This window comes from Tabrizicola sp. (assembly GCF_030373185.1).
GTDB lineage: Bacteria > Pseudomonadota > Alphaproteobacteria > Rhodobacterales > Rhodobacteraceae > Tabrizicola.
In genome coordinates, this window is sequence record NZ_JAUCZH010000012.1 from 1 (window position 1) to 15501 (window position 15501).

The 15501-nt window shown below is 59.7% G+C and carries 11 protein-coding genes and 1 pseudogene; 3 read left to right on the forward strand and 9 right to left on the reverse strand.

The window, feature by feature from the left end; genetic code table 11:
• Positions 1 to 52 precede the first annotated feature (52 nt).
• The 6 genes and pseudogenes from QUV21_RS17275 to QUV21_RS17300 all read right to left on the reverse strand — a co-directional run.
• Positions 53 to 193: pseudogene (locus QUV21_RS17275) on the reverse strand (transposase); the annotation flags it as partial.
• A 185-nt stretch (positions 194 to 378) separates the two neighbouring features.
• On the reverse strand, positions 379 to 1407 hold the full coding sequence (locus QUV21_RS17280; protein ID WP_300856572.1) for a hydroxyacid dehydrogenase: 1029 nt from the start codon (positions 1405 to 1407) through the stop codon (positions 379 to 381).
• A 35-nt stretch (positions 1408 to 1442) separates the two neighbouring features.
• Positions 1443 to 1679 (reverse strand): hypothetical protein, encoded by a 237-nt coding sequence (locus tag QUV21_RS17285; RefSeq protein WP_300856574.1) that lies wholly within the window; start codon positions 1677 to 1679, stop codon positions 1443 to 1445.
• 106 nt (positions 1680 to 1785) lie between these two features.
• The gene (locus QUV21_RS17290; protein WP_300856575.1) at positions 1786 to 2784 is read right to left on the reverse strand and encodes a sugar ABC transporter substrate-binding protein; all 999 of its coding nucleotides are present in this window, start codon (positions 2782 to 2784) and stop codon (positions 1786 to 1788) included.
• A 3-nt stretch (positions 2785 to 2787) separates the two neighbouring features.
• The gene (locus QUV21_RS17295) at positions 2788 to 3810 is read right to left on the reverse strand and encodes an ABC transporter permease (protein WP_300856576.1); all 1023 of its coding nucleotides are present in this window, start codon (positions 3808 to 3810) and stop codon (positions 2788 to 2790) included.
• On the reverse strand, positions 3797 to 4582 hold the full coding sequence (locus QUV21_RS17300; RefSeq protein WP_300856598.1) for an ATP-binding cassette domain-containing protein: 786 nt from the start codon (positions 4580 to 4582) through the stop codon (positions 3797 to 3799). Before QUV21_RS17300 ends, QUV21_RS17295 begins: the two co-directional genes overlap by 14 nt.
• A gap of 273 nt (positions 4583 to 4855) precedes the next feature.
• On the opposite strand from QUV21_RS17300, the gene QUV21_RS17305 reads away from it, so the two are divergent.
• On the forward strand, positions 4856 to 5896 hold the full coding sequence (locus QUV21_RS17305) for a LacI family DNA-binding transcriptional regulator (protein ID WP_300856577.1): 1041 nt from the start codon (positions 4856 to 4858) through the stop codon (positions 5894 to 5896).
• A 71-nt stretch (positions 5897 to 5967) separates the two neighbouring features.
• Here QUV21_RS17305 and QUV21_RS17310 read toward each other — a convergent pair whose 3' ends face one another.
• Entirely contained in the window at positions 5968 to 7071 is a 1104-nt protein-coding gene (locus QUV21_RS17310; RefSeq protein WP_300856578.1) for a Gfo/Idh/MocA family oxidoreductase, read from the reverse strand.
• 163 nt (positions 7072 to 7234) lie between these two features.
• Between QUV21_RS17310 and iolG the strand changes: the two genes are divergently transcribed.
• Positions 7235 to 8227, forward strand: a complete 993-nt coding sequence (gene iolG, locus QUV21_RS17315; RefSeq protein WP_300856579.1) for an inositol 2-dehydrogenase — start codon at positions 7235 to 7237, stop codon at positions 8225 to 8227.
• 739 nt (positions 8228 to 8966) lie between these two features.
• The gene (locus QUV21_RS17320) at positions 8967 to 9299 is read left to right on the forward strand and encodes a hypothetical protein (protein WP_300856580.1); all 333 of its coding nucleotides are present in this window, start codon (positions 8967 to 8969) and stop codon (positions 9297 to 9299) included.
• 1117 nt (positions 9300 to 10416) lie between these two features.
• On the opposite strand, the gene QUV21_RS17325 is transcribed toward QUV21_RS17320, so the two are convergent.
• Both QUV21_RS17325 and QUV21_RS17330 read right to left on the reverse strand, forming a co-directional pair.
• Positions 10417 to 14013: a hydantoinase B/oxoprolinase family protein gene (locus tag QUV21_RS17325; protein ID WP_300856581.1), complete on the reverse strand. Its 3597-nt coding sequence runs from the start codon at positions 14011 to 14013 to the stop codon at positions 10417 to 10419.
• A 59-nt stretch (positions 14014 to 14072) separates the two neighbouring features.
• Positions 14073 to 15500 carry an FGGY family carbohydrate kinase gene (locus tag QUV21_RS17330; RefSeq protein WP_300856582.1) on the reverse strand — a complete coding sequence of 476 codons (1428 nt, stop codon included), beginning with the start codon at positions 15498 to 15500 and terminating at the stop codon, positions 14073 to 14075.
• Position 15501 lies beyond the last annotated feature (1 nt).

Sequence of the window (15501 nt, forward strand, 5' to 3'; positions counted from 1 at the left end):
GACACCCTAGAAGACGGCCCTGCCGGCCTCAAGCAAGGTTCTTCTGACAGCGCCCGGCGTACCGCTTCTTCCAGTTGAAGTAGGCCGCCGGACTGATCCCCGCCTTGCGACAGATCTCGGCGACGGCCGTGCCATCCTCACCCTGCTTGATGATGAACGCCTTCTGCGCGTCCGAAAACTTCGATGCCTTCATTGCGATTCCGCTCCTCTCCCAGCCAGGGAAATGTAGCGGAAAACTCCAGCCTCAAACGGTCCAGTTTGCTGGGGGCAGAGCAGAGTATTGGATGGGGCTGGGTTTTGAAATCCGCAAACGGTGGGCCCCTGCCCCCGCCGCCTCAATGTCCGCCCCTCCTCCCGTTCAGGTTTCCAATACTGGCACTACTTGGACCCACTGACCGGCATTGATCGGAATCGGGCAACAGTCTCACGTTCTGCCTTGCGACAGGCGACAGGCGCCAGACCGCGCTCGATGAGCTGCATGTCCTCAAGCACCCTCTCGCCGATCTCGTGCAGTGCCAGCGGCAATGCCCCGGCCCGGTGCGGAGAAAAGAGGATGTTCGGCACGGACCGGATCGGATCGTCCTTGGGCAGCGGTTCCACCGGAAACACATCCGTCGCCACGCTGACCTTGCCCGATGCGGCCGTAGCGCAAAGCGCGGGGAAATCGGCCGCCGCGGCGCGTGACATGAGCAGAAGGTGCGCGCCGGGCTGCATCATCCCCAACGCCTGCGCGTCGATCATGCCGCGGTTCTCGGTCGTGATGGTGGCCATCACGAACACAAACCGGTTGTCCCGCATCACGGTTTCGAACCCGGCGGGCTCCACGCCAAGTCGCCGGAGATGGCCGTCCGAAATCCACGGATCATGTGCCTGAACCCGACAGCCAAAGGGTTGCAGCAAGCGGTGCAGGGCCCGGCCCAGATCGCCAAAGCCTATGATGCCGACAGTCGATCCGGTCAGAAGCTCGCTCTTGCGGTTGCCTTCAAACAGCCATTTCTCCTTGCCTTGCAGGAAGGCGGCATGCTCCCCATGGATGTTGCGCGCCAGCGACAGCGCCATCCCCAGTGCCATTTCGGCCACTGGGAGGGCAAAGACCGCACCGGGTGCCAGCACCTGAATGCCGCGCCGGAAGCATTCCTCATAATCGACATTGGGCAGGAAATTGGTCTCGACGTTAAAGATCGCCCGCAGCTTCGGCGCCAGATCCAGTCGGTCGCGCCCCATCGGTTGCTGGCTGATCAGGAAGTCGCTCTGGGTCAGATGGCGGGCATAGAACGACTCTCGGTCCTCGCCTTGCCATTCGACGACGCGAAACGCGGCCCGAAACGCGGCCAGCATATCGGAGGTAAAGATCTCCTCCGTGCCTCGGGGTTCGGGATCATAGAGTACGCGCATCGGTTCGGACATGAACGGGTTCCTAAACACTGGGTGCCGGCTTGCAATCAGGCGGATGAAAACAGCATCTGGGGATAGGAACCGTTCTTCCTCAGGATTTGCAAGTGCAGCCGCGTTTGCGGGCGAAGTTGCGGCGCAGCAGGTCTGCCCAGCAGATCGACGCCAAAGTCGACGTTGGACGCCAGATCACTTTCCGTCATGAACTTCAGCCTCAGGCGACCGATGACGGACAACCGCGCGCCGTGGTCTGGTTCGTCGCGGTTGACAGCGGTCTGCAGGCTCAAGCCGATCTTGTGTGTGACTGAGCCGTTTTCAGTTTCTCGTCGCCCGATCTGAACAAGGATATGGCCGGCGCCACCTGTAATGCTGTGGCGCCGGCCAAGGGGATGATTACTTGAACTCTTCCGCGTTTTCGGACGTCACCAGGATCGTTCCGGTATCGATCACTGCCGGAAGTGACTCGCCCTTGCCGAGCTTGACGACGCTTTCCACACCGAGCGCACCCATGTTGTAGGGGTTCTGCGCCACGGTCGCGCTCATGTCACCGGCCAGAATGCTTTCCGCAGCATCCGGGTTCGCGTCGAAGCCGACCAGCACGACATCCTGCAGCATATTTGCGTTCTTCAACGCCTCGGCAGCGCCCAGCGCCATGTTGTCGTTCGAAGCAAAGACACCCTTGATATTCGGATTGCCCGTGATGATGTTTTCCATCACGGTCATGCCCTTGGCCCGGTCCCACTCACCGGTCTGCTCGGCTACGATATTCAATCCGCAAGCGGCCATGCCCTCTCGGCTGCCGTCGGCGCGCGCCTTGCCGGTCGATTGGGTGATGATACCCTGCAAGATGGCCACATCGCTTCCGGCCTCGACGTTGTCGCACAGGTACTTGGCGGCAATGGCCGCGCCAACCTGATTGTCGGTGCCGATGTAGGTGACGCCCTCGTTGATGCCCAAGGTGTCGATAAACACGACCGGGATGCCCTCAGCTTTCACCTGATCGATGATCGGGCCCAATGCGTTGGGGTCGGTTGGCGCGACGACCAGGCCTGCCAGCCCCTTGGCCATCTGGTCCTCGATGATGGCGATCTGGCGCGCAACGTCGGACTCGCTCGCAGGAGCAAGGATCACGATTTCGACGCCCAGTTCGGCGGCCTTTGCGGTGGCCCCGGCCTCGACAGCCGCCCAGAACGGGTTGCCCGCCCCAGGCCCTTTCGTCGTGACCAGAATGGCATCGGCAGACGCCGTTCCGGCGGCAACGCCCAGAACGAGCGACGCCGCAAAAGCTTGTGTGATTGACTTGATCATTTCGGTTCCTCCCGTGGTTTGATCTTCTTCCCGCCATTTGCCATTTGGCTTTCTGGCCGGTCGCCTACGTGTCGCATTGCGCAAGGCTTACTTGCGTGTGGACACATTCCGCCTGAACACATCAACCGAAACAGCGACGACAATGATGATCCCAATCAGAACCTGCTGATAGAAGACGCTGACATTGTTCAGGTTCAGTCCGTTGTTGATGAGCCCCATCACGAGGACTCCTCCGAATACTCCGATCAAGGTCCCGCGACCGCCGAAGAAACTGGCGCCGCCAATGATCACGGCCGCGATGGCCTCAAGCTCGATGCCCATTCCTGCATTGGGAAAGCCGGAATTGGTGCGCCCGGCCATGACCAGGCCGGCAAGGCCAGCCATGAAACCGCAGATCGTGTAGACAATGATCAGGTGCCGGTCCACGTCGATACCGCTGACCCGGGCGGCCTGAGGATTCCCGCCGATTGAATAGAGCCGCCGCCCAAAAACCGTGTGTTCGAACACGATATGAAAGCCGATATACAAGGCCACGACAAAGACCACGACAACCGGCAGGCTCTGCATTCCCCCACCCCATTCGCCAAGCGGTATCCGCGCGGAGCCTAGAAAGCGCACCGGATCGGGCAAGCCGGAATAAGGCACGCCGCCCGAAACGATGTTGGCCAGCCCTCTGGCGGCAAACAGCATGCCAAGCGTCATGATGAACGGGTGCGGCATCTTCAACTTGGTGATGCCCACCCCGTTCACAAAACCTGCGACCGATCCCACCAATGGGCCGATGACCAAGGTTACCGGCCAGGGCATGCTGGCAGACAAGACGGCAAGGCACATCATCGAAAGCGCCAGCACAGATCCCACCGAAAGGTCTATGCCGGCCGTCAGGATCACCATGAACATCCCGATCGCCAGAATCGCGTGAACGGAATTCTGATTCAGGATGTTGGTGATGTTGCGCCAGGTAAAAAAGACGTCGGGCTGGCTTGCGTAAATAAGCAGGCCGAGGACCGCGATAACGATCACGATGCCGTATCTGTCCAGAAGGGCTACGACGTCGAGCCTCTTGCCCGTCGTCCGGTCCCCGGCGTCGCTGCTGTCAGAGTCGGTCATGTGCAAGAGTACCTTTATGGTTCAGGGTCCCCATGATCCAGCCGATGACTTCCGATCTTGAGGTATCGCCAAGGTCGGCTTGCGCGAAGTTCTTGCCGTGGAACAGCGCGAGGACCCGGTCACAGACATAGAAGATGTCATCCATGCGATGGCTGATCAGAATGACGCTGATCCCGCGCTTCTTCAGGTCCTTGATCAGATCAAGAACCTTTCCGACCTCGCGAATGGCCAGCGCTGCCGTTGGCTCATCCATGATGACAACCTTGGCGTCGAACGCCGTCGCTCTAGCAATCGCAACAGCCTGCCGTTGACCGCCGGACAGGTCCCCAACGGCCTGCTCGACGCTCTTGACGTGAATTTTCAGGGTCTCAAGGTGCTCGCTTGCGCGCGCCCTTGCCTGACGGTGATCGTAGAAGCTGATCAACCCGCCAAGGAAAGTGCGACGGGGCTCGGTGCCCAGAAAGATATTCTCCGCGATGTTCATGTTCTCGGCGAGCGCCAGATCCTGGTAGACCATCTCGATCCCGAGGCGGCGTGCATCGCTGGGGGTGGAAAAATTGACCTCGTTGCCTTCGAAAAGCAGCTTTCCCTCGCTCGGACGATAAAGCCCGGACAGGACTTTCATCAGAGTGGATTTTCCAGCGCCGTTGTCGCCGACAATCCCAATCACCTCGCCTTTCCTGAGCGAAAAGCTGACATCCTCCAGCGCCGTGACGGCTCCGAAATATTTGGAGATTCCACGGGCCTCCAGAACGACCGGTGGACGGTCCATTTCGTTCACTTCTGGCACCTCTTCCCCCGTGCATCGTTCTTCCCGAACCGCAACCTTGACCAGGATTTGCCGGTCATCTTGTAACCGCTTACAAAAATGGTTAGTCATAAGAAATCGCGCCGTCAAGTAATTTGACGGGACGGTGCAAGGTCGATAGATGGCCGAGAGGATGTGGTGTTGGCCGGCCGGCGGGGTCACGCAGACGCGGGTCTAAGGGCTCGGAAGCGTGGGCGCTACGACCGAAGCGCCGATCGATGCGGGAAGCGATGAAAGTTGAGTGACGCAAACAAATCACCGGCGCGCGGCAGGGAAAAGACTGCAACCCTCCGCAATGTTGCAGAGAGGGCAGGTGTTTCACATGCCGCCGTTTCACGCACATTTACCGAGGGCGGGTCGGTCTCGGCGGAGATGCGGCGCAAGGTGGAAAAGGCGGCCAGGGAACTGGGGTATTTTCCCAACGCACTTGCGTCCAGCCTGACGACCGGGCGGACAAAGCTTATCGGACTGATCGCCGACAACTTCGATAATCCGTTCTTTCTGAAGATCTTCGACCTGCTGACCTATGCGTTGCAGGAAAAGAATCTGCGACCACTCTTGATCAATCTCAGGGATGAAACAGACCCCAAGTCCTCGATAAGACTGCTTCGGCAGTACTCGGTTGAGGGAGTCCTTCTTGCCGCTTCCAATCGCCCGGTCGGTTTTGCAACGGCCATCCGGAATGCCGGGCTGCCCGTTGTTCACACTTTCGGCCCTATCAGGAACTCCCCCAGTGTACATGTCGTCGGCATTGACAACATCGAAGCGGGCCGCATGGCAGCGCGCACGCTGATCAAGCGCGGCTACAGGTGCATCGGCTTCATTGGCGGGACAGAGGCGACAGGCACCACACAGGGCCGAATGTCAGGCTTCCTGGAAGAAGCAGCCTTGCACCCGGACGTAATCGCTACACACTCATTCGCCGGCAACTACTCCTTCGATAGCGGCTATAGCGAGATGAGCCGGCTGCTCACGGGCGACAAGGCAGAGGCCTATTTTTGTGCCGACGACATCCTGTCGATTGGCGCGATTTCGGCCATTCAGGATGCCGGGCTCAACGTGCCCGGCGATGTGGGCATACTCGGGCTGAACGACATGGAGATGGCACACTGGCGCAACATCCGGCTGACAACGATCCGTCAGCCGGTTCGAGAGATCGTCACCTCCTCGATTGAGCTGCTGACAGCGATCCTCGACGATATGGATCGCCATCCCGAAACTCGCACATTCGCCTGCGAGCTGATCGAGCGTGCTACGCTTAAACCACTGCAAAATTGAAGGATTACTGGTGCGATTTGCTCCATCCCGTAATGGACAGGGTATGGCCGCCGCCGTTCGGAAAGTGGCGTTCAGAAGGACGAAACGGACTGCCAGCTCTTGGTTTCCGAAGATGCCAGTGCAGCAGCAACGATCTGGTTGACCTGCAAACCATCCCTGAAAGTCGGCCAGATCGAGCTTCCTTTTTCGATGGCGACCAGGAAGTCCCTGGCTTCGATAATTATCTGGTCCTGATACCCCGTGCCGTGCCCCGGACCCTGACAAAAGGGCGCATAGTCCGGATGGTATGGGCCGGTCAGTATCTTGGTAAAGCCGCGTACGGCCTCGGCCCCGTCGCTGCGGTAAAGCCAAAGCGCGTTCTGATCTTCCTGATCGAACCGGATCGCGCCTTTGGTGCCCGTGATTTCGTAGGCGTAGCCCATCTTTCGTCCGGTCGCGATCCGGCTGAAATACATCTGCCCCATCGCTCCGCTTTCGAACCGGCACATCATCTGCGCGTGATCGTCGTTGGTCACCGCACCACCCGGGCGATTTGCGTGGACAGTCTCCACCTCGGCGATCAGGCGATCGATGGGCCCGATCAGCGCGAGCGCCGCGTTGATCATGTGTGGCGAAAGGTCGCCCATCGTCCCGTTGGACAGGCCCGAGGTTCGCCACGAAACCGGCGTCGAGGGGTCCGCATAGAAGTCCTCGGTATGCTCCCCGCGGAACCAGGTCACATCACCGATCTCTCCACTTTGAACCAAATGCCGCGCAAACTGGCTTGCAGGCGTGCGGATATAGTTGAAGCCGACCATGTTGACGCTGCCGCTGGCCTCGGCGGCCGCGACCATTGCGCGACTGTCTTCCAGCGACGCCCCCAAAGGCTTCTCACAGAACACGGGCTTACCCTTCGCAAACGCCGCTTCCGCGATCTGGCGGTGCGTGGTTTGCGGAGACGCAATGACAACGGCCTCTACCTTCGGATCCTCGACCAGGGCTTTCCAGTCGGCTGTGGAACGCGCAAATCCGAAGGCTGACCGGTAGCTCTCGGCGCTTTCTGGCGTGCTCGCGCAGACCATTTCAAGCCGCGGTCGAAGCGTGGTTGAAAACACTGGGCCAACGGCGGACATCGCGACGGCGTGAGCCTTCCCCATATATCCGCCGCCGACGATCCCTATGCCAATTTCAGACATTCCAGCTCCTCCGCTAGCAAGAATCTTGTAACCGGTTACAATGTCATGTAGCAATTTCTCCGTCACCACTCAAGCGATATCCGATTACGCCGTGCAGAGCGTGGCAACGACCCAGGGGAAGACCTGCGCTAACTGGCTGGCGCGCAATAGAGGGGGAACAGAGATGTTCAATATTGGAATTCTCGGCTGCGGACGTATCGGACAGGTCCATGCCATTTCGATCGGTGCCATGGACAGCGCAACCCTAGTCGCTGTCGCGGACGCGGCTCCTAGTGCCGCCGAAGCGCTCAGCGCTCGTCATGGCGCGCGCGTCATGGACGCAGAGATCCTGATTTCCAGCCCGGAGATCGATGCGGTGATAATCGCCTCGCCAACAGATACGCACTTTGGTTACATCGGGCTGGCTGCCGCCGCTGGCAAGGCAATCTTCTGCGAAAAACCCGTGGATTTGTCATCAGAAAAGACCAGAGAATGTGTCGCGATTATCGAGAAATCCGGCGTGCCGTTCATGACGGCCTTCAACCGGCGTTTTGATGCGAATTTCTCGGCAATGCGCGCCAGGATTGCGGCCGGTGAGATCGGCGATGTCGAATTGGTAGCCATTACCTCGAGGGATCCTTCCCCACCGCCCGCCAGCTACATCGAGCGCTCCGGCGGGATTTTCCGCGACATGATGATCCACGATTTCGACATGGCAAGATTTCTGACCGGTGACGAGGTCATCGAAGTATCCGCAACCGGATCCGCCCTCGTCGATGCAGAGATTGGTCGACTTGGCGATGTGGACACGGCCGTTGCCACTCTGTCGATGCGCAACGGTGCCATCTGCCAGATTTCGAACTCAAGGCGGTCTTCTTACGGCTACGACCAAAGGGTCGAAGTCCACGGCTCGAAAGGGATGCTCAGGGCGGGGAATGTTCTGGAAAACACCATCGAAATGGCGAACGGGGCGGGCTTCTGCAAAGCGCCCGCCAAGTACTTCTTCCTTGAGCGATACAAGGAAGCCTATCGCGCGGAACTGGAACACTTCGTAACCGCGGTGACAAATGCCGAAAGCCCGTCCCCAGGCATTCAGGATGGCCTTGCGGCCTTGTTGATCGCAGATGCAGCATCGCGATCCAAGACCGCAAATGCGACGGTTTCGATTGGCAGCTGATGGCTGGGTGGTGTCAGACGAATGCGAACCAGTCTCTGTTTGCCCAAACCGGTGGTGTCAGACGAATGCGAACCAGTCTCTGTTTGCCCAAAGGCTTGCTTCTAAGCCGAGGTCTCCGCCGTTCAACTCTGCCATGAATTCTTCACCTATCAATGCCGTCACGGACGGTAGCGAGACGCAGGGCTTTGTGTCCAGAGGCAGAATCTAGGAAAAGTTCTATGGAACTTTTTTGCATTCCCAAGGAAAGGCAAATGGGGGTGATTTTGCATTTTTTCGCAGGAGTCCGAGAGCGTGCAGAATACCGTGTTCCCGGTCACAGGAGGTAAGTTCAAGGCGGGGGTGCCCCTCGGGTGGGGTCAGGGTCGGATCAATCCGGCGACAGCCGGGGGGGTTCCTCCAGCAGGATGTGCGGGGGAAATGACCGACCTTGGGCGCTCTGCTGTGCGCTCAGAGCGGTCAACGGAAAAGTTCCATGGAACTTCTTCGGGCGACCAACCTCGCTCCCCTGCCGGACATGAGGGGCATGATGCGACGACGAGATTGCGCGGCGCATTGCCAAGGATGCGTTCCCGATAGCCGACCCTTCCCGCCCGTGGTGCCTGTCTCAGGCCTTTACAGGTCAAGACAAGGTCGGTAACCGTAGGGTGCATCGAGGGCATCAACGTCAGCTTTCCTGCCGCATTTGTCACGCTTAAAGCCCGCCGTTGGCGGAATGCGTGCTCATGCAAAGGAGAGCATCATGTTCAAGGATGAAGACATCCCCGTGGAAGGGATAAAGACGGACGAGTGGCTGTGCGGCTATCGTGCCAAGGTGTGGTGGCAGAGGGACGTAATCCTCGCCTTCCCGGGGGTCAGCGACCGAAGACTGATCTTGCAGGCCCTCGAAAAGACGATGATCGCCTGCGGAACGGCGACCCTGTACTACCACCTTGAAGAGCTCGGTCCTCACTTCCTTCAGATCGAGACCGCAGAGGCCGATGAGGTCATCTACGTGAACGTGCGGCTTGGCACGCCCATCCTCTTCGATCCTTCAGGCAAGTATGCCCCACATGGCTCTGGCCAAATGCAATGACTGAGACGGTGGGGCCGACCCGGCCCCACCCGATCTTCTTCGGACACCCGGGTGGGGTAGACAGAGAGCAGCCGATCAGGTGACCGGGGGCCTCATCCCTCACGGTGTCTGCCTACGCGGTGGCGTCTCCTTGGGCGTTCGACCAGCGTCATTTGTCTTCAAGACATGGAGGCAGCTTTTCCCATGGCGGACCAACGAGACGCATTGCTGACTGCCGTAGAGGACGAGATGAGAAGCCGCGGGTCTGCAGACATCCCGAAGCATGAAGTTCAGATCGGCCAGCACAAGGTCCATGTCCATAGCTACCACACGGCTGACACCATCATCGTCTGGGTCTGGGCATAGGCACCATGCTTTGCCGACGGGTCCTAGGCCTCAAGGACAATCAGTCCAAGGTCGTTCAAAGATGCACTTAACGTGGCCTCACCTAAAGGGGGGGGGTCTATGTCCTACATTATGTTACGCAGTTTTGCGTGTAGTTTTGCCTGCTGCATCTCCGACCCTCCTGACAGGGTACCGAGGCTGGCTTGGGCAAAGTACGAAGTGCAACACACTGTAACATCGGCCTTTGGTGTCAGGGAGTTGCAGATCGCAGTCCGACACGAGGCGATACGCAAGGGCGAGTGCGCGGCCTATCAGGGAGCCATTAGGGGAACTCACTCACGGATCGGCATAAAATACAATGCTTTCAATGTGTAATGGCGGAGGAAACGCGACTGCGGGCGAACCTTCTCTGGTCCGTAAGGCATTGATTATAAGTAACAATAACTTTCGCAGCGTGCTTCTGTTCTGCCTCGACCGCGAATACAGGGACGGAGTGCTACGAGCAAAACTGAACCGTTGCGTCGCTTTTATCGATCCAGCGCTCACGCAGAAAGTGCGCAGCGTTTGAGAGCAACGGAGGGAACCAAACACATATTGTCACCTCCAAGGTGGTGATCCCGGGGCGTGCCTTGAACTGGAGAAAGTGGATGCGCCTGGCCATCCACTTAATCTGGCGCCTCCCCCTGCGAAGGTTCAGGCAGGTTTCCCATACATTTCCTAGCCCGGATCTACCGGGCGATCCGTTCAATACTGGCAGATTTATCCGCTCTATGACGCTGAGGCGAAAAGCCATCTAACTGCGGGACCCAAATCCCCCTCCACCCGGTGTCTCCATCACAAAGACATCGCCTCGCTCCATTTCGACCCGATCATTTCCACCAAGCTCATCAACCGTGCCATCAACACGCACGACGGAATTCCGTCCGGACTGACCAGGATCGCCACCGGCAGCGCCGGCCGGTTGTGTCACACGATGTGACGACAGCACTGTCACCGTCATGGGTTCGAGAAACCTCAGCTTGCGCTTAACGCCATTTCCACCCCGGAAAGCGCCGTCTCCTCCCGATCCGGCGCGGATGGAGAACTCCTCGACGCGGACTGGAAAACGGCTTTCCAGAATTTCAGGATCGGTCATCCGGGTATTCGTCATGTGGCTGTGGACCGCACTTGCGCCGTTGAACCCATTGCCAGCGCCTGTCCCGCCGCAGATCGTCTCGTAGTTCTGGTGGCGGTCGTTGCCGTATACGAAATTGTTCATGGTCCCCTGCGACCCGGCTATGACGCCAAGCGCCCCATATAGTGCATCGGCGATAGCCTGGCTTACCTCCGTATTGCCGGAAATGACGGCCGCGGGAAATTCCGGGTTAATCATGGATCCCTTAGGCACCCTGATCTCCAGAGGCTTTAGACAGCCCTCGTTCATAGGGATATCGGCCCCCACCAGCGTGCGGAACACGTAGAGAACCACCGCACGGCAGATCGACAGCGGGGCGTTGTAGTTGAATTCGTCTTGCCCAGACGTACCCGCGAAATCGATTTTAGCTTTTCTCGCCTCGTGATCGACAGAGATGGCGACCCTGATCTGCGCGCCACTGTCGAGCGGATAAGTGAATGCGCTGTCCTTTAGGACATCCAGAACCCGCCTGACACTTTCCTCTGCGTTGTCCTGAACATGGCCCATGTAGGCATGCACGACATCCAAGCCGAATTGGCGCTCGATCTTGTGCAACTCGTCGGAACCGGTGGCGTTCGCGGCGATTTGGGCGGCAAGATCGGCCATGTTCTGATCGATGTTGCGGCAGGGGTAGCGGCCTGAAGCCAGAAGCTCGCGGGTTTCTGCGCGCCGAAGCCTACCCTGCTCGACCAGCAGGAAGTTATCGATCAGCACGCCTTCTTCTTCGATGTGGCGGCTGTCGGGCGGTGCCGATCCCGGGGTCTTTCCGCCGATATCGGCATGGTGCCCGCGCGAGGCCGTCACGAAGACGATGTGATGTCCCGCTTCATCGAAAACCGGGGTGATAACCGTCACGTCAGGAAGATGGGTGCCGCCGTTGAATGGGTTGTTCATCATGAACACGTCACCCGGCCGGATTCTGCCCGCGTTCAACCTGAGAACGGTGCGGACGCTTTCACTCATCGAGCCGAGGTGAACGGGCACATGCGGTGCGTTGGCGACAAGATCGCCTGACGCATCGAAGATGGCGCAGGAAAAGTCGTAACGTTCCTTGATGTTCACCGAATAGGCGGTGTTGGCCAATGTCGCACCCATCTGTTCGGCGATCGACATGAAAAGGTTGTTGAAGATTTCGAGCATCACCGGATCGACTTTCGTTCCGATCGCTTCCTGGCGCCGGAGCGCCTCGATTCGGCGTAGCACGAGGTTGCCACCGGCGATGCTCTCTGCCTGCCAGCCCTCTTCGATAACGTTGGTACCTGTGAGCTCCACGATGATCGCCGGGCCGGTGACCTTCTGCCCACGGGTCATGCCGGCACGATCCACCATCGGCACGTCGCGCCAGATCCCGCCGGAGTACATCGCCGCCGTCGCAGCCAGGCTTTCGGCGCCGGGCGCCTCATTTGGGCGGGTCGCCTCCTCGCCGGTGGCACCGATTGCTTCCGAGGTCAGTATGTCGATGATCAGCAGCTCGGTGTCAGGAACGAAACCGAACCTCTGGCGATGGGCAGCCTCGAAAGCCTCGCGGATTTCAGGCACTGAACCGAAAGGCACTGGAAGTGCCTGATGTCCGCCCTCGGTACGCAGATGCGCGGACCGGACCAGCGAAATCGCGCTCTCCGGAATGCCCTGCCCGGCGACTTCGGCGATCACCTCTGCGTCGAGAAGAGAAAGTACCTTCTCCGCCCGATCCATCTCTCCGAGCGGCAGGGCGAACTGGTGCTCGCGGATCGCGCGCACATCAGCCAACCCCATTCCGAAGGCAGAAAGCACACCGGCAAAAGGGTGAATGAAGATACTTTTCATTCCCAGAACATCGGCCACCTGACAGGCGTGCTGCCCGCCCGCCCCGCCAAAGCAGTTCATCGTGTAGCCCGTCACATCGTAGCCACGCTGGACACTGATCTTCTTGATTGCATTGGCCATGTTCTCGACAGCGATGCGCAGGAAACCCTCGGCCAGATCCTCGGGACTTCGGGGGGCTTCGCCGGTCTCCAGCGCGATCGCGCGCGCCAGTTCTTCGAATTTGGAGCGAACCGCCAAGGAATCGAGCGGTTCATCACCCCCCGGCCCGAAGACCTTCGGAAAACGATCAGGTTGGATCTTGCCCAGAACCACGTTGCAGTCCGTCACGGCCAACGGCCCGCCACGACGGTAGGAAGCCGGACCGGGATTGGCCCCGGCACTTTCGGGACCAACCTGCATACGGCCGTTCGCATAGTTCAGAATGGACCCGCCACCCGCCGCCACGGTGTGGATGCTCATCATCGGCGCACGCATCCGTACCCCGGCCACTTCGGTTTCGAAGGACCGCTCGAAAGACCCTGCGTAGTGGCAGACATCGGTCGATGTGCCGCCCATGTCGAACCCGATCAACTTGCCGAAGCCCGCCGCCTCGGCGCTGCGCACCATGCCGACAACGCCGCCGGCCGGGCCCGAAAGGATCGCGTCCTTGCCCTGGAACAGCGCGGCGTCCGTCAGTCCCCCGTTCGATTGCATGAACATGAGCGCGCCGCAGGCACCGCGGTCGGCGCCAAGGGCGCCGCTCACCTGTTCGACGTAGCGGCGCAGGATCGGTGAAAGATAGGCATCCACTACTGCGGTGTCGCCGCGCGACACGAGCTTGATCAACGGGCTCGCCTCATGGCTGAGAGAAACCTGTTCGAACCCGATCTGCCTTGCCAGCCAGCCGATCCTCTTCTCATGGTCCTGGAAACGGTAGCCATGCATCAGCGCCACAGCGACCGATCCGTAGCCTTCGGCGCGGGCCTTCACGAGCATGTCTTGCACATCATTTTCGTCGAGCGGCGTAATTACCTCTCCATCCGCCCCGACCCGCTCATCGACCTCTATCACCCCGTCATAGAGCAGTTCGGGCAGCACAATGTGGAGGTCGAAAAGCCGGGGGCGGTTCTGGTAGCCGATGCGCAGCAGGTCGCGCATGCCCTTCGTAATCAGAAGTAATGTGCGTTCGCCCTTACGTTCGAGAAGCGCATTGGTGGCCACTGTGGTACCCATCTTGACCGCAGCAATCATGCCAGCGGGTATCGGATCGTCAGGGCCCAAGCCAAGCATCTGGCGAATACCATGAACAGCAGCATCCCGGTATCTTTCGGGATTCTCCGACAAGAGCTTGTGGGATCGAAGCAATCCGTCGGGCGCACGCGCGACGATATCGGTGAAGGTGCCGCCGCGATCTACCCAGAATTGCCACATTGGTCTCATCTCCGTTTGTCGGCGCCCGGTGATCGGGCTGTATGTTTTCGGTTCGCGATCTAGTTCGCCTCTGCCCAGCCGAGTGAAAGCTCCACAGCCTTGCTAAAGCGCGCCGTCATGTGCCGCAAATCTTGCTCCGGGCGGTACGTCGCAAAGCGTGGCTTGGGGAAGATTCCGGCTCCGATGTGATCGTGCACCAGCCGTGCCGTGCCGAGGGCCGTCATCTCTGGATTGTGGGCAGGATGCACCTCGCGCCCCAGGAGATTGCAGAGGAACTGCACAAAATAGGGATTCCGGCTCATGCCTCCGTCAATCACAATCGGACCTTCCGGGTCGAGTTGGCGGGCAAACGCGCCGATCACCTGCTGCGAGCGGAACGCAACGCCTTCGAGGATCGACCGGACCAGCTGGCGCGCGCCGTGCTCCTGCGAGAGGCCAACCCAGACACCCCGCGCCCTCGACGAGCGATAGGGGCAGCCCAGCCCGACGAGAGCCGGAACAAAGGCCAATCCAGACTCGATTGCATGGGGCCCTTCGAAGCTGCTGATCTCGGACAGATCGGCGAAGAGGCCGAGCGATCGCGCCCAGTTGATCGCCGAACTGGCCGAATATACCCCGCCCTCGACGGCGAAGACAGGCGCTTCGCCGGCCTTGCGCCAAGCGACAGTAGGGAACAGTCCGCTCGTCGGGTTGCGCAAGATCTCCCCGCCAGTCACCATCAGGGCGAAGGCACCTGTTCCAAAGGTCATCTTCGCTTGCCCCGGCTGATGGCAACCAAGTCCGTACAGCGCCGCTTGCTGATCGACGATGCTGGCTACAACGGGAACGCTGCCACTCGCCAAATCAAATGCGCCAAAATCCCCGGTGGTTGGCACGATATCGGGCAGCGCCTCAATCGGAACGCCGAATAGCGCGCAAAGGTCCGGATCCCAAGCGAGGCTATCAAGCGACATCAGCGAGGTTCGGCTTGCGGTACTGACATCGGTCACGAACCTTCGGCCAAGTCGGTCGTGAAAGAAGGCGTCCGTTGTGCCCAGTCGCAAAGTGCCGCGGCTAAACGCGGAACGGGCCGACGACGAATTGCGCAGCACCCAGCCCAGCTTGGCCGCAGGGAAGTATGTATCCAGCGGCAGGCCCGCACGGGCAAGGGTCAGTTCCTCTGCGCCCTCCATTTTCAATCGGGCGATATCGGCCTCGGTCCGGCTGTCCTGCCATGAGATCACAGGCATGAACGCCTCGCCGGTCTCTGAATCCCAAGCGAGGCAACTTTCACCCTGATTGTCGATCCCGACTGCGTCCAGCGGGCCAGCCGCCGCCAGGCAGGCGCAGATATTGCGCAGCAGCTCTTCGGGGTCCTGCTCGACCCAGCCGGGCCGCGGATAGGTCTGGGCATGTTGCACTGAATGGGCCACGTTGACGTTGCCCACCGCATCGACGGTCAGAATGCGTGTGCTTGTGGTGCCCTGATCGATGCCGGCAAAGCGCATG

Coding starts and splice junctions, on each gene's coding strand:
- QUV21_RS17280 (WP_300856572.1), bottom strand. CDS start 1,407: ATGTCCGAACCGATGCGCGTACTCTATGATCCCGAACCCCGAGGCACG.
- QUV21_RS17295 (WP_300856576.1), bottom strand. CDS start 3,810: ATGACCGACTCTGACAGCAGCGACGCCGGGGACCGGACGACGGGCAAG.
- QUV21_RS17300 (WP_300856598.1), bottom strand. CDS start 4,582: ATGGACCGTCCACCGGTCGTTCTGGAGGCCCGTGGAATCTCCAAATAT.
- QUV21_RS17310 (WP_300856578.1), bottom strand. CDS start 7,071: ATGTCTGAAATTGGCATAGGGATCGTCGGCGGCGGATATATGGGGAAG.
- iolG (WP_300856579.1), top strand. CDS start 7,235: ATGTTCAATATTGGAATTCTCGGCTGCGGACGTATCGGACAGGTCCAT.
- QUV21_RS17320 (WP_300856580.1), top strand. CDS start 8,967: ATGTTCAAGGATGAAGACATCCCCGTGGAAGGGATAAAGACGGACGAG.
- QUV21_RS17325 (WP_300856581.1), bottom strand. CDS start 14,013: ATGTGGCAATTCTGGGTAGATCGCGGCGGCACCTTCACCGATATCGTC.
- QUV21_RS17330 (WP_300856582.1), bottom strand. CDS start 15,500: ATGCGCTTTGCCGGCATCGATCAGGGCACCACAAGCACACGCATTCTG.